The 12,375-nt window shown below is 59.5% G+C and carries 11 protein-coding genes and 1 riboswitch; of the genes, 2 read left to right on the top strand and 9 right to left on the bottom strand.

Going from position 1 to position 12,375, the window contains the following annotated elements; genetic code table 11:
- Nucleotides 1–13: 13 nt before the first annotated feature.
- The 7 genes from MME58_RS02400 to MME58_RS02370 all read right to left on the bottom strand — a co-directional run bounded on the left by MME58_RS02400 (nucleotide 14) and on the right by MME58_RS02370 (nucleotide 6,176).
- Nucleotides 14–991 carry an esterase-like activity of phytase family protein gene (locus MME58_RS02400; protein WP_055005454.1) on the bottom strand — a complete coding sequence of 326 codons (978 nt, stop codon included), beginning with the start codon at nucleotides 989–991 and terminating at the stop codon, nucleotides 14–16.
- The gene (parE, locus tag MME58_RS02395; RefSeq protein ID WP_054986132.1) at nucleotides 988–2,892 is read right to left on the bottom strand and encodes a DNA topoisomerase IV subunit B; all 1,905 of its coding nucleotides are present in this window, start codon (nucleotides 2,890–2,892) and stop codon (nucleotides 988–990) included. Before parE ends, MME58_RS02400 begins: the two co-directional genes overlap by 4 nt.
- A 77-nt stretch (nucleotides 2,893–2,969) precedes the next feature.
- Entirely contained in the window at nucleotides 2,970–3,587 is a 618-nt protein-coding gene (locus MME58_RS02390; RefSeq protein WP_054986131.1) for a YqiA/YcfP family alpha/beta fold hydrolase, read from the bottom strand.
- Nucleotides 3,588–3,675: 88 nt separating this feature from the next.
- Nucleotides 3,676–4,482 (bottom strand): 3',5'-cyclic-AMP phosphodiesterase, encoded by an 807-nt coding sequence (cpdA, locus tag MME58_RS02385; protein ID WP_082427226.1) that lies wholly within the window; start codon nucleotides 4,480–4,482, stop codon nucleotides 3,676–3,678.
- Between the two features lie 87 nt (nucleotides 4,483–4,569).
- On the bottom strand, nucleotides 4,570–4,914 hold the full coding sequence (locus tag MME58_RS02380) for a hypothetical protein (protein ID WP_055005453.1): 345 nt from the start codon (nucleotides 4,912–4,914) through the stop codon (nucleotides 4,570–4,572).
- A 201-nt stretch (nucleotides 4,915–5,115) separates the two neighbouring features.
- Nucleotides 5,116–5,568, bottom strand: coding sequence for a DUF1249 domain-containing protein (locus MME58_RS02375; RefSeq protein WP_054986128.1), 453 nt, complete (start codon nucleotides 5,566–5,568; stop codon nucleotides 5,116–5,118).
- Complete coding sequence (locus MME58_RS02370; RefSeq protein WP_054986127.1) at nucleotides 5,559–6,176, bottom strand: NUDIX domain-containing protein; 618 nt, start codon at nucleotides 6,174–6,176, stop codon at nucleotides 5,559–5,561. Before MME58_RS02370 ends, MME58_RS02375 begins: the two co-directional genes overlap by 10 nt.
- Before the next feature lie 207 nt (nucleotides 6,177–6,383).
- Here MME58_RS02370 and MME58_RS02365 point away from each other — a divergent pair, with 207 nt between their 5' ends.
- Nucleotides 6,384–7,130 (top strand): RsiV family protein, encoded by a 747-nt coding sequence (locus tag MME58_RS02365; RefSeq protein WP_004654549.1) that lies wholly within the window; start codon nucleotides 6,384–6,386, stop codon nucleotides 7,128–7,130.
- Here the strand turns inward: MME58_RS02365 and cytX are convergent.
- The gene (gene cytX / locus MME58_RS02360; protein WP_055005452.1) at nucleotides 7,099–8,391 is read right to left on the bottom strand and encodes a putative hydroxymethylpyrimidine transporter CytX; all 1,293 of its coding nucleotides are present in this window, start codon (nucleotides 8,389–8,391) and stop codon (nucleotides 7,099–7,101) included. The genes MME58_RS02365 and cytX overlap by 32 nt on opposite strands.
- A gap of 177 nt (nucleotides 8,392–8,568) precedes the next feature.
- The gene (gene thiC, locus MME58_RS02355) at nucleotides 8,569–10,458 is read right to left on the bottom strand and encodes a phosphomethylpyrimidine synthase ThiC (RefSeq protein WP_054986125.1); all 1,890 of its coding nucleotides are present in this window, start codon (nucleotides 10,456–10,458) and stop codon (nucleotides 8,569–8,571) included.
- 154 nt (nucleotides 10,459–10,612) lie between these two features.
- Nucleotides 10,613–10,717, bottom strand: a riboswitch (TPP riboswitch).
- Nucleotides 10,718–10,879: 162 nt separating this feature from the next.
- Here thiC and MME58_RS02350 point away from each other — a divergent pair.
- Nucleotides 10,880–12,319 (top strand): TolC family outer membrane protein, encoded by a 1,440-nt coding sequence (locus MME58_RS02350; protein WP_055005451.1) that lies wholly within the window; start codon nucleotides 10,880–10,882, stop codon nucleotides 12,317–12,319.
- The last annotated feature ends 56 nt before the right edge of the window (nucleotides 12,320–12,375 follow it).

The following is a 12,375-nucleotide window of genomic DNA, read 5'->3' as shown; positions in this document are numbered from 1 at the left end:
GGCTGCACGTCACTCACTGCCCGGCACTCCAGCCCGCCTCAGGTGCAGCGAAGCGCCAGACAATCGGGCGCTTCTCACCGTCGGCACGCACACCGAAGTTATTATCGATGCCGATCCACGCACCCTTCTCGTCGACCACCAGTGCCTCGGTCAGGCCGTAGGGTTGATCGTAACGACGCGACGGCACCATCGCCTCTTTGGCGAAAGACCAGCAACGCTCGACCTGTCCGGTTTCGAGATCACGCCGACAGATGCGGTACACCGCACGTTCCAACGTGAACAGCTTGCCGTTGTACAACGACACATCGGAAAAATCCGTCGACACCTTTTTGCTGCCCTGCTCCGGCGGCAAAGCGTCCAGACCCGATTCGGACAGCAGCACGCAGTTTTGCCCGCAGGTCCACTGCTCCTTGTCGCGTTGCACCACCAGCAAGCCGCGCTTCTCGCGCTCGGCCGCCAGCCAGAGACGGTCGCCCGCAGGACTGACGGCAATCCCTTCGAAAATCGCATTGAAACGCTGCAACATGCCCTGAGCCTGCGCCTGTTCCACCAGCTCCTTCGGCAAATCCAGCCAGAACGGTTTACCGCTGACCGGCACCTTGAGTACCGTGCCGTAGGCTTCGCTGACCAGATAGCGATTGCCGGCTGCGTCACAGCTCACACCCTCGAAATCCAGGCTACCGCCGCGTATCAGCGCGGAAAGCCCGGCCATGAAACGCAACTTCAACGGCAGATAGCTGTGTGGCGCAGGTGAATCGATGTGGTATGGCAGGGCCTTCCAGGTGTTTTGCGACACATCGAGGCTGTACAGCACATTGTCGTCACGGTCGGAAACTGTCCACAGCTGGCCGTTGCACATGGCAAGGCCTGACAGATTGCCGCCGGCCATATCGTCTACCGGATGCTCGGATTGCAGTTTCAGGGCCTCAAGCGGCGCGGCGAAAACCGGCGCGGCAATCAGCATCAGGGCGGCGAGCCAGGCTCGTATCAAGTCAGAACCTCGGCAAGATTACCCTTCGATTCAAGCCAGGACTTGCGGTCACCTGCACGCTTCTTCGCCAGCAGCATGTCCATCATTTCCGAAGTGGCCGCGAAATCATCCAGCGTGAGCTGGACCAGACGCCGCGTGTTCGGGTCCATGGTGGTTTCGCGCAACTGCGGCGGGTTCATTTCGCCCAGCCCCTTGAATCGGGTGACTTGCGGTTTGCCACGTTTCTTTTCGGCCACCAGCCGGTCAAGAATTCCATCGCGCTCGCTTTCGTCCAGCGCGTAGTAGATTTCCTTGCCCAGGTCGATCCGGTACAGCGGCGGCATGGCCACATAGACATGCCCGGCGTCGACCAACGGACGGAAATGCTGGACGAACAATGCGCACAGCAACGTGGCGATGTGCAGACCATCCGAGTCCGCGTCCGCGAGGATGCAGATCTTGCCGTAACGCAACTGGCCGATATCGGCTGCGCCCGGATCGACGCCGATGGCAACGGCGATATTGTGCACTTCCTGGCTGGCAAGCACTTCACCGCCGTCCACTTCCCAGGTATTCAGAATCTTGCCGCGCAACGGCAGGATGGCCTGAAACTCCTTGTCCCGCGCCTGCTTGGCAGAACCACCGGCGGAGTCGCCCTCGACCAGAAACAGCTCCGAGCGCGCCGGGTCCTGCCCGGCACAGTCGGCCAGCTTGCCCGGCAACGCGGGCCCCTGAGTGATGCGTTTGCGTTCGACTTTCTTGCTGGCCTTGAGACGACGACCGGCGTTGTTGATCGCCAGATCGGCCAGTTGCAGGCCCAGTTCAGAGTGGGTGTTGAGCCACAGGCTGAAAGCGTCCTTGACCACACCGGAGACAAACGCTGCTGCTTCGCGGGACGACAGGCGCTCTTTGGTCTGACCGGAGAACTGCGGTTCCTGCATTTTCATCGACAGGACGAAGGCAATTCGCTCCCAGACGTCTTCCGGTGCCAGCTTGACGCCACGCGGCAGCAGATTGCGGAACTCGCAGAACTCGCGCATCGCATCCAGCAAGCCCTGGCGCAAGCCGTTCACATGGGTGCCGCCCTGCGCCGTCGGAATCAGGTTGACGTAGCTTTCCTGAACGCTGTCACCGCCCTCGGGCAACCACAGCAGCGCCCAATCGACCGCTTCCTTGTTACCGGCAAAGCTGCCGCAGAACGGCTCGTCCGGCAGTCGCAGAAAATCGGTAACCGAATCCTGCAGATAGGAGCGCAGGCCGTCCTCGTAATGCCACTCGACTTTTTCGCCGGAGGACTTATCCTCAAAGCTGACCAGCAGGCCCGGACACAGAACCGCTTTGGCCTTGAGCACATGTTTGAGACGGCTGACAGAAAACTTGGGGCTATCGAAATACTTCGGGTCGGGCGCGAAATACACGCTGGTACCGGTATTGCGCTTGCCAACGGTGCCAATGACCGCCAGCTCGGTGGCCTTGTAGCCGTCCGCGAAAGTCATTTCGTATTCGTTGCCATCGCGTTTTACCCGCACCCGAACCTGGGTGGAAAGCGCGTTGACGACGGAAATCCCTACGCCGTGCAGGCCGCCGGAGAACTGATAGTTCTTGTTGGAGAACTTGCCCCCCGCGTGCAGCTTGGTGAGGATCAGCTCGACGCCGGACACGCCTTCTTCCGGGTGAATGTCCACCGGCATGCCGCGGCCATCGTCGGATACTTCAAGCGAATTATCGGCATGAAGGATGACCTGTACCGAGCGTGCATGCCCGGCCAAGGCTTCATCGACGCTGTTGTCGATGACTTCCTGAGCCAGGTGGTTGGGCCGCGAAGTGTCGGTGTACATGCCCGGACGTTTGCGAACCGGATCGAGGCCCGAGAGGACTTCGATGGCGTCTGCGTTATAAGAGCTAGCGCTGGGATTGGCCATGGGTTCTCGTTATCAATCTTTCATGGAATTTCGGGAGTTTCAATGTTCTTGCTTTCATATGACCGGGCATCGATCACCTACAGCGCCGACAGGTCGATCTTCTGCAACAGATCGGGGGCAAATCCGGCAAACCCCAGCAACGCCGGCAAATGCCCGGCAAAGCCCTGAAAACTGTGGTCGCCGCCCGCCTGAATACGCAAGGCACAGGCCCGGTAAAACTGCTCGGCGCGACGGTAATCAAGGGTCTCGTCACCGGTCTGCAACCACACCTGAAACTGCTGAGGGTCCTGGGGCGCGGGAACCTCAAGCTCGGCCAGCGCCTGAATATGGTCTTCGGTCAGTTGCCATTGCTCGCCGGTGTACAGGTTCTGCTGCACGCCGAGAAAACCGTCGAACAGCTGGTGCGGATTGACTGCCGGATTGATCAGCACTGCCTTGAGGCCATGCCGCTGCGCCAAATGAGTCGCATAGTAGCCGCCGAGGGAGCTGCCGACCAGTAAAGGCCGCCCCAGCGCCTTTATAGCGGCTTCAAGCTGGACCATGGCCTGGCGCGGATGGTGATGCAGTTCAGGTACTTGCAGACGATCGGCCAGACCCAGCGAATTCATCAGCGCAATCAACTGACAGGCTTTTCTCGACAGCGCCGAGCTATTCAAGCCGTGGATGTATAGCAATGAAGGTGTGTCGCTCGTCACGCTGTCGCTCCCGGGTGCAAGGCAAAGCCGTGTAGTTTACAGGGACTTTCGCTACAACACCTCACTGGAAACGTGTCCGCCTGCTGATTCAATAGCCAGTGCCGCCGTAATCGACCTCGAATTCCATGCCGACCACTCTGGAAACAGCGGTTTCCAGCCGTCCATCGTCATGCAATCGCAGCCAGCGGTAGCCCGGTGCCGATGTGTCTACCTTGAAATCAACACTGCCCGGCGCGAACTGAATACAGGTAGACGGCGAAGCCAGCAGGCGCACGCCGTTACGCGTCTGGTCGAACGCCTGATGCACATGCCCCCAGAGCACGGCCTTTACCTGTGGAAATCGATCGAGCACGGCAAATAGCGCATCGGCATTGCGCAGACCGATTGGTGCCATCCATTCACAGCCGATGGCCACCGGGTGGTGATGCAGGCAAACCAGATGATGCCGGTCCGGCGCTTCGCCAAGCGACTGCTCCAGCAACTGCAATTGCCCGGCAGCCAGAAAACCCGGTACAGAGCCAGGCACTGCCGAATCCAGCAACGTTACCCGCCACTGGCCAATGTCGACCACAGGGTCGAGCAGCCCATTGTGCTGCGCAACCTGCTCCATCTGCGGCAGTTCGTCGTGATTACCGGCGAACCAGCGCGCAGGCGCATCAATCCGCGCGCTTATCCGACGAAACGCTTCGTAAGACTCGACACTGCCGTCCTGCGAGATATCGCCACTGGCGACCACAAGATCGATGTGCGGCTGCTCGGCCAACACCCGATCAACGACTTTTTCCAGACTGTCCCGCGTGCTCATGCCCAACAACGCCCCGTTCGCCTCGGCGAACAGGTGGCTGTCGGATATCTGCACCAGCAAAACTGACGATGAAGGGGCTGCGCTCGGCAAGACCGTCTCCCAGAGAGGATTCAGCGCGATTATGTGATCTGGCAGCGAGCGGGTAAACCGGGAATGCAGGTGTGGGTGATGACTGGTTCACATTTGCTGATGCGCCCGGACCCTGAGCACCACGAAAACGACAAGGCCTGCCGATGCCATGCCTGCCAGTCCAGCCCAAAGAACATATTCCAGGATTAGCCCGTAGGGCATGTCCGGCCAGACATACCCCGCCAGGATGATCGTTGCAACCACACTCAGAACCATTCCCGAGAGGCCGGCAACATGAATGGAGCACGGCAGGAGCCTCAGCGACAGGACACCGATGATTCCACCCGCAGTCACTGCATATGCAGAGTGCTCCACACGCAGCCTGTTGCCGAGCGACACGGATAAACCAGCGTAGAGAAAAAGACTGAAAAGCCCTCCGGCGATACACGCCATGGAAGTCGAACGACATTCAGAGTTCACGCGGGTTACCTGCAAATGAATACAGGCCGACTATAAGTCATGACGTGGCACATTCAGAGCAGCTGAAATATTTTCAGAAACCGCCTACAAGACCGACGCATGATGACTGTCGGCCAAAGCCATTTCCTGCGCTCATGCATATAAAGAAGAAGCGATACGACCACTGAAGCGCGTTTAACGCACCGCCTCGAACTCATGCCCACACGCCAGGCAATGGCTCAGCCATTCGCCCAGAAACAGATTGAGCTGGGCCTTTTCGTCTGGCTGGTGCATATCGGCATTGGGGTATGGATAGATGCCGCGAAAGCGCCGGGCGTGTTCGGCGCCGATGACTTCGGCCATGCGCGCATCGTGATAGACCTGCACTTCGAGTACGGGCACCGGCAACCACGGCAGGCTGTGTTCCTGGCGGACTTGCAAGGTGGTGGTGTAAGGGCAGTCGAGCAAGACTTCAACGGCCAGTACACCCAGCATCTGGTCACCCTGGGTCACGGCGACGCGGCGTGAGCGCTGGTCGTTGCGCATGTCGGGCAGCAGGCGCATAAGGCGCGCGTAGTTGGCCTCACACGCAGCCTGCAGTCCGGCAAGATCGACACGATAGCGCTCGCGCAATAGATTCACGACCATAAACCCCTTATCTCTGCACGATTCAACGCCAGCCATTGCAAGGCGATGATCGTCGATGCGTTCTTGATTGTTCCGTCTTTCATCGCCTGCAGGGCGTCATCGAACGACCAGACCGTTACCCGGATGTCTTCGCCTTCAGACTCGAGACCGTGCAAGCCGCCCGCCCCATCACTGCTGCAACGCCCCAGAAACAGGTGAACGAACTCATCGCTGCCACCGGGCGAAGGGAAATATTTAGTGATTGGCCATAATGCCTCGAATGTCAGTCCAGCTTCCTCTTCTGCCTCGCGATGAGCAACTTCTTCCGGCTGTTCGTCCTTGTCAATGAGGCCTGCGACCAGTTCGATCAACCAGGGGTTGCTGGTTTTTTTCATGGCACCTACGCGAAACTGCTCGATGAGCACGACTTCGTCACGTTTGGCGTCATAAGGCAGCACGCATACGGCATCGTGACGAACGAAAAGCTCGCGGCTGATTTCCTTGCTCATGCCGCCTGCGAACAGCTCGTGGCGCACGTGCAGCTTGTCCAGTTTGTAGAAGCCCTTGAAGCAGTTTTCACGCTTTATGGTTTCAAAAGCGCTTGGTGCAGATCGTGTGGTCTGGGTCATGGGTTTCTCGCTTGCCGCCGTTTTTGACATCGGGCCATCCTAACGCGCATCGGCAGTCAGATGCAGCCCCCTTGAACATGCAGGGTAGACGGCCGGGACTTAAAACAATTCTAATCTGCCATGATCGAACCGAAGACGTTGTTTACAGTCAAACCAGCCTGCATACGTACAAAGCAACCGCCTTTACTGACACTGCCAAGGATCAACATGTCGTTACTGAGGATCACTTCACTGGCTTGCCTGGCCCTGTTGCTCGGCGCCTGCCAAAGCCTCTTCACGCCCAACATGCGCACACCGCTGCAAGTCCAGCGCGATGCTTCCGAGCTGATCAAGCCGGGCTGCACCACGGCCGACTGCCCGCTGGTGAATATCGATACCGTGCATTTTCCCGATGAGCCGCGACTGGACGCCATCGTTCAGAAGACCTTGCTGCAACTGACCGTTGCCGACAGCAGCGCTTCGCCACCTGCGTCGATCAAAGCCTATCAGGAGCAGTTTCTCAGCCAGGCTCAGGGTCGCAACAGCAGCTATCTGCAGGCCAAGGTACGCGAGCAGCATGACGGTATAGTAGTGGTCGAACTGTCCAGCTATCTGGATACCGGCGGAGCACACGGCAACCCCGGTCGGGCGTTCATCAACTATTCGCGCCAGCAGCAGAAAGTCCTGACTCTCGCCGACATGATCATTCCGGGCAAGGAGAGCGAGTTCTGGCAGAAGGCCCAACTGGCCCACCAGGGCTGGCTGGTCTCGACCAAGATGAATGAAGACAGCGAGTTCATGAAGACCTGGCCGTTCAAGCGCACTCCGCACATCGCGCTGACCTACGGCGCAGTGATCCTCAAGTATTCGGTGGACACCATTGCACCGTATTCGATGGGCCACATCGAGCTGAAGATCCCCTACCCTCAGCTCAATGGCATCCTCAAGCCGGAGCTGTTCCCCGGCCGCGGCTGATTGCTGCACCGCCGATTAACAGCTGCAACACGCCAGCGACGATGAGCGCTGGCAGTGTTGCACCGATGTCCGGATAAAAACCCGCCAACAGATGATAGGTGCTGAGCCCGCCCAGCCACGCCAGCAGACTCATCCAGCGCAATCCGCTCTCTACGACCTGGCCACTGCGGCGACGCAGAAGGAAATGGTCGACCAGCACCACGCCGAACAGCGGCGCAAACACCGAGCCGATCAGCAACAGGAAGTTCTGGTATTGCGCCAACGGTGCCAGACAGGCGATCAGGGTGCAAATCACGCCGATGATCAGTGCCAGATGCTCGACCTTGATACGTGACAGTAACGCGCTGGATACAGCGGCCGAGTGAATATCGGCGAACGCGTTTTCCGTCTCGTCCAGCAGGATCAGCAGCAGCGGGATACCCAGACCTGCACCAGCCAATGCCAGCAGCAAGGCGTTGACCTCGCCGCTCGGGGCGAACGCCAGCGTATAGGCGACGCCGAGGCTCATCAGCCAGAAGTTACCGATGAAAAAGCCTGCCGCAGTGCCGCCGAACACCCGTTTTGCGCGCTGGCCGAAACGCGAGTAATCGGCAATCAACGGCAGCCAGGACAGAGGCATGGCGATGGCAATGTCGAACCCTGAGGCGAACGGCAGCGAACCGTCACCGGATGTTGCCCACAGCGCTGGCAGATCAGCCTTGGCCAGCAGGTTCCAGGTTAGCCATGAACAAGCGGCCAGCAGTATCCAGATGCCCCATTTGCGCAAGAACCGGCGCACGAAGGTCAAGGGCCCGCTGACCGCCAGCAGCGTGGCCAGCGCACCGAAAAACAGGGTCCACAGCAGCGGATGTGCCCACAGACTGCCCTCTGCAAACGCCATGGCCCCCAGCAGGCTGGCAGCATCACGCATGACGATAATCTCGAACGAGCCCCAACCGATAAGTTGCAGCAAGTTCAATACGGCAGGCAGCGACGCGCCCTTGCTGCCCAGACTGAGCTTGAGCGCGGCCATGGATGATAAGCCGGTGTCGCTGCCGATCACGCCGACACTGGCGAGCAGCAAAACACCCACCAACGTGCCCAGAAAAATTGCCAGCATCGAGCCGGACATCCCCAGGCCCGGCGCCAGCAAGGCCCCGGTCTGCAATACCATCAGGCCGATACCAAGGGAAAACCACAGGGAAAACAGGTCCCGCCCACCGAATACCCGCTGACTGGCGGGCACAGGAATGTCGGGAGAATAGGTGCCGGGTGTGTTCACAGGGATGTCTCGTGTAAAAAAATTAGAAACCGAGTGCAGTCGCACTGCCCCATCTGAACCGGACGCGAAGCGGGCCTCTGCCCGCAGCGCGCAGGAGCGAACCGTCGCCCGGTTCGCTGCCACGGCCTTCGGCCAGGATCAAAAGCGGAACGGTGTATAACGACGGGCTACTGCTCTCTACACCTTCTTGTACAACTGGCTGCCTTCCTGCTTGAAGCGCTCGGCCTGTTCGGCCAGGCCTTTGGCGACGTCAACGTCTACCGCCTCGATCCGTTGATTGGCCGCGTACTCACGTACTTCCTGGGTAATTTTCATCGAGCAGAATTTCGGCCCGCACATGGAACAGAAGTGCGCGACCTTGGCCGAATCCTTGGGCAGGGTTTCGTCGTGATACGAACGGGCGGTATCCGGATCCAGGCCAAGGTTGAACTGGTCTTCCCAGCGAAACTCGAAACGCGCCTTGCTCAGGGCGTTGTCGCGGATCTGCGCGCCCGGATGGCCCTTGGCAAGGTCCGCCGCGTGGGCGGCAATCTTGTAGGTGATGATCCCGGTCTTCACGTCATCCTTGTTCGGCAGCCCCAGGTGTTCTTTAGGCGTGACGTAACACAGCATGGCGCAGCCGAACCAGCCGATCATGGCCGCGCCGATGCCCGAGGTGATGTGGTCGTAACCCGGCGCGATGTCAGTGGTCAGCGGACCCAGGGTGTAGAACGGCGCTTCGTCGCAGCATTCCAGCTGCTTGTCCATGTTCTCCTTGATCAATTGCATCGGCACATGGCCGGGGCCTTCGATCATGGTCTGCACATCATGCTTCCAGGCGATTTTGGTCAGTTCACCAAGCGTTTCCAGCTCACCGAACTGCGCCGCATCGTTGGCGTCGGCAATCGAGCCCGGACGCAAGCCATCGCCCAGCGAGAAGCTGACGTCGTAGGCCTTCATGATTTCGCAGATGTCTTCGAAATGGGTGTAAAGGAAGTTTTCCTTGTGGTGCGCCAGGCACCATTTGGCCATGATCGAACCGCCACGGCTGACGATGCCGGTGACACGCTTGGCGGTCAGCGGCACGTAACGCAGCAACACACCGGCGTGGATGGTGAAGTAATCGACGCCCTGCTCGGCCTGCTCGATCAGCGTGTCACGGAACAGCTCCCAGGTCAGGTCTTCGGCTGCACCACCGACCTTTTCCAGCGCCTGATAGATCGGCACCGTACCGATCGGCACCGGCGAATTGCGAATGATCCATTCACGGGTTTCGTGAATGTGCTTGCCGGTGGACAAGTCCATGACCGTGTCCGAACCCCAGCGGATACCCCAGGTCAGCTTGGCGACTTCCTCTTCGATGGAAGAACCCAGTGCGCTGTTGCCGATGTTGCCGTTGATTTTCACCAGGAAGTTGCGGCCAATGATCATCGGCTCAAGTTCGACATGGTTGATGTTGGCCGGGATGATGGCTCGGCCACGGGCGATTTCCTCGCGCACGAACTCGGCGGTGATTTCCTTCGGGATGCTCGCACCGAAGCTGTGCCCGGTATGTTGCTGGGTCAGCAGGCCGGCGGCACGCGCTTCCTGAAGCTTCATGTTTTCGCGGATGGCGACGTACTCCATCTCGGCGGTGATGATGCCCTGACGCGCATAGTGCATCTGGCTGACATTGGCCCCGGCCCTGGCGCGGCGCGGGTTGCGCACATGAGCAAAACGCAGCGCAGTCAGTTCGGCATCGCTCAGGCGTTGCTGGCCGAAACTGGAACTCAGGCCGGGCAGGCGCTCGGTGTCGTTGCGCGAGTCGATCCATGGCGAGCGGACATCGGCCAGGCCTTTGCGCACGTCGATGATCACATTGGGGTCGGTGTACGGGCCGGACGTGTCATAGACCGTGACCGGCGCATTGATTTCGCCGCCAAAGTCAGTCGGGGTGACATCCAGAGTGATTTCGCGCATCGGCACGCGGATGTCCGGGCGCGAGCCCTGAACGTAGATTTTCTGCGAACGGGTAAACGGCTGTACCGATCCGGAATCGACCTGTGCCGACTCGCTCAAATGGGCTGCGTTTTTTGCTTTTATACTCATCACGGCTCTCCAGACATCCAGTTGCGGATTTATTGTCGGAGTGACCTGACGTGACGGACGGATGCACCAGTGCTGGTGCTGAGTCTCGAAAGAGGGCGAAACTGTTCATTTTTTGAACAATCGACCCCGGACGACACTCAAGAGGACTCGCCGGGAGACGAGAAATCTTGTTCCCTACGCAGGCGCTAACCTGATCAGGTTCAACGGGATCCGGTTTAACCGATCTCAGCCTCATAGCAAGGCACCCCGACAAGAACGCGATCAGTCTATGCCGGGGCGCGGTCGCAACGCCAGCCTATTTGCACAGGGCTCGATAAATGGCGCAAATCACCGATTGTTGCTGAAAGCGTCTGGCTCTAAACTCGCTAGCCCGGTAGCTACTTGTACTGCGACTACTTTCTTCATGAACAGGGAATGCCTCATGCTGCGCAAACTTTCGTTGGTTGTGGCCGTTTCGTTTGCGTCCAGCGGACTGACATGGGCAGCCGATATGCCACTGCCGACCCAGACGGGTCTGTTGAGCGTGTACCAGCAGGCGGTGGACAACAACGCTGATCTCGCGGCATCCCGCGCCGATTACGATGCCCGCAAGGAAGCCGTACCCCAGGCCCGGGCCGGTTTGCTGCCGAACATCTCGGGCAGCGCGCAGAGCAACAATACCCGCACCAGCATTGACCAGCCCAGAGCCGTGGCCACACGCAGCGGCAATGTTTATCAGGCTACCCTGAGCCAGCCGATCTTTCGCGCCGACCGCTGGTTCCAGTTGCAGGCCGCCGAAGCGAGCAACGAACAGGCGGCACTGGAGCTGTCGGCAACCGAACAGAACCTGATCCTGCAATCGGCACAGAGCTATTTCAGCGTACTGCGCGCGCAAGACAATCTGGCCTCGACCAAGGCCGAGGAAGCAGCGTTCAAACGCCAGCTCGATCAGGCCAACGAGCGCTTTGATGTGGGCCTCTCGGACAAGACCGATGTGCTGCAGGCTCAGGCCAGCTACGACACCTCAAGGGCCAGCCGGATCCTCGCCAAGCGCCAGGTGGACGATGCGTTTCAGGCTCTGGTGACGCTGACCAATCGTGAATACAACTCCATCGAAGGCATCGTGCACACCTTGCCTGTGCTTGCGCCGACACCCAATGATGCCAAAGCCTGGGTCGATACCGCCGCACAACAGAACCTGAACCTGCTGGCCAGTAACTATGCCGTCAACGCAGCCGAAGAAACCCTGCGTCAACGCAAGGCCGGGCATGCTCCGACACTCGACGCCGTGGCGACTTATCAGCGCGGCGACAACGATGCATTGGGTTTCAGCAACCCCAACTACACCGGCCGCAATTATGGCGGCGATGTCGAGCAGCGCAGCATTGGCGTCCAGCTGAACATCCCGATCTACAGCGGTGGCCTGACCAGCTCACAGGTACGCGAGGCCTATGCGCGCCTGAGCCAGAGCGAACAACGCCGTGAAAACCTGCGCCGTCAGGTGGTGGAAAACACCCGCAACCTGCATCGCGCGGTGAATACCGATGTGGAGCAGGTCCAGGCCCGCAAGCAGTCGATCATCTCCAACCAGAGCGCGCTGGAAGCCACCGAAATCGGTTATCAGGTCGGTACCCGCAACATCGTCGACGTGCTGGATGCGCAGCGCCAGCTGTACGCCTCGGTGCGTGATTACAACAATACGCGTTACGACTACATCATCGACAACCTGCGCCTCAAGCAGGCAGCAGGCACCCTGAACCCGGGCGATCTGCAGGACCTGTCGCGCTACCTGAAAGCCGACTACAACCCGGACAAGGACTTTCTGCCGCCGGACCTGGCGACTGCCGCGCAGAAGAACTTCGAACGACCTGCAAAGCGCTGAGATCGCTGGCGGCTCTGGATGCTCTGCGCCAGACTTCAAGTCATGCAGCGCGACGG

Source organism: Pseudomonas syringae pv. tagetis (assembly GCF_022557255.1).
Lineage (GTDB): Bacteria > Pseudomonadota > Gammaproteobacteria > Pseudomonadales > Pseudomonadaceae > Aquipseudomonas > Aquipseudomonas caricapapayae.
Note: the sequence above shows the minus strand (reverse complement) of the source record. Positions and strands in the feature narration are given on the sequence as shown.

Bases quoted from the DNA above. Each gene is read 5' to 3' on its own strand.
- parE (WP_054986132.1), bottom strand. From the start codon at position 2,892: ATGGCCAATCCCAGCGCTAGCTCTTATAACGCAGACGCCATCGAAGTC.
- thiC (WP_054986125.1), bottom strand. From the start codon at position 10,458: ATGAGTATAAAAGCAAAAAACGCAGCCCATTTGAGCGAGTCGGCACAG.
- MME58_RS02365 (WP_004654549.1), top strand. From the start codon at position 6,384: ATGTCGTTACTGAGGATCACTTCACTGGCTTGCCTGGCCCTGTTGCTC.
- MME58_RS02380 (WP_055005453.1), bottom strand. From the start codon at position 4,914: ATGGCGTGTATCGCCGGAGGGCTTTTCAGTCTTTTTCTCTACGCTGGT.
- MME58_RS02375 (WP_054986128.1), bottom strand. From the start codon at position 5,568: ATGGTCGTGAATCTATTGCGCGAGCGCTATCGTGTCGATCTTGCCGGA.
- MME58_RS02370 (WP_054986127.1), bottom strand. From the start codon at position 6,176: ATGACCCAGACCACACGATCTGCACCAAGCGCTTTTGAAACCATAAAG.
- MME58_RS02350 (WP_055005451.1), top strand. From the start codon at position 10,880: ATGCTGCGCAAACTTTCGTTGGTTGTGGCCGTTTCGTTTGCGTCCAGC.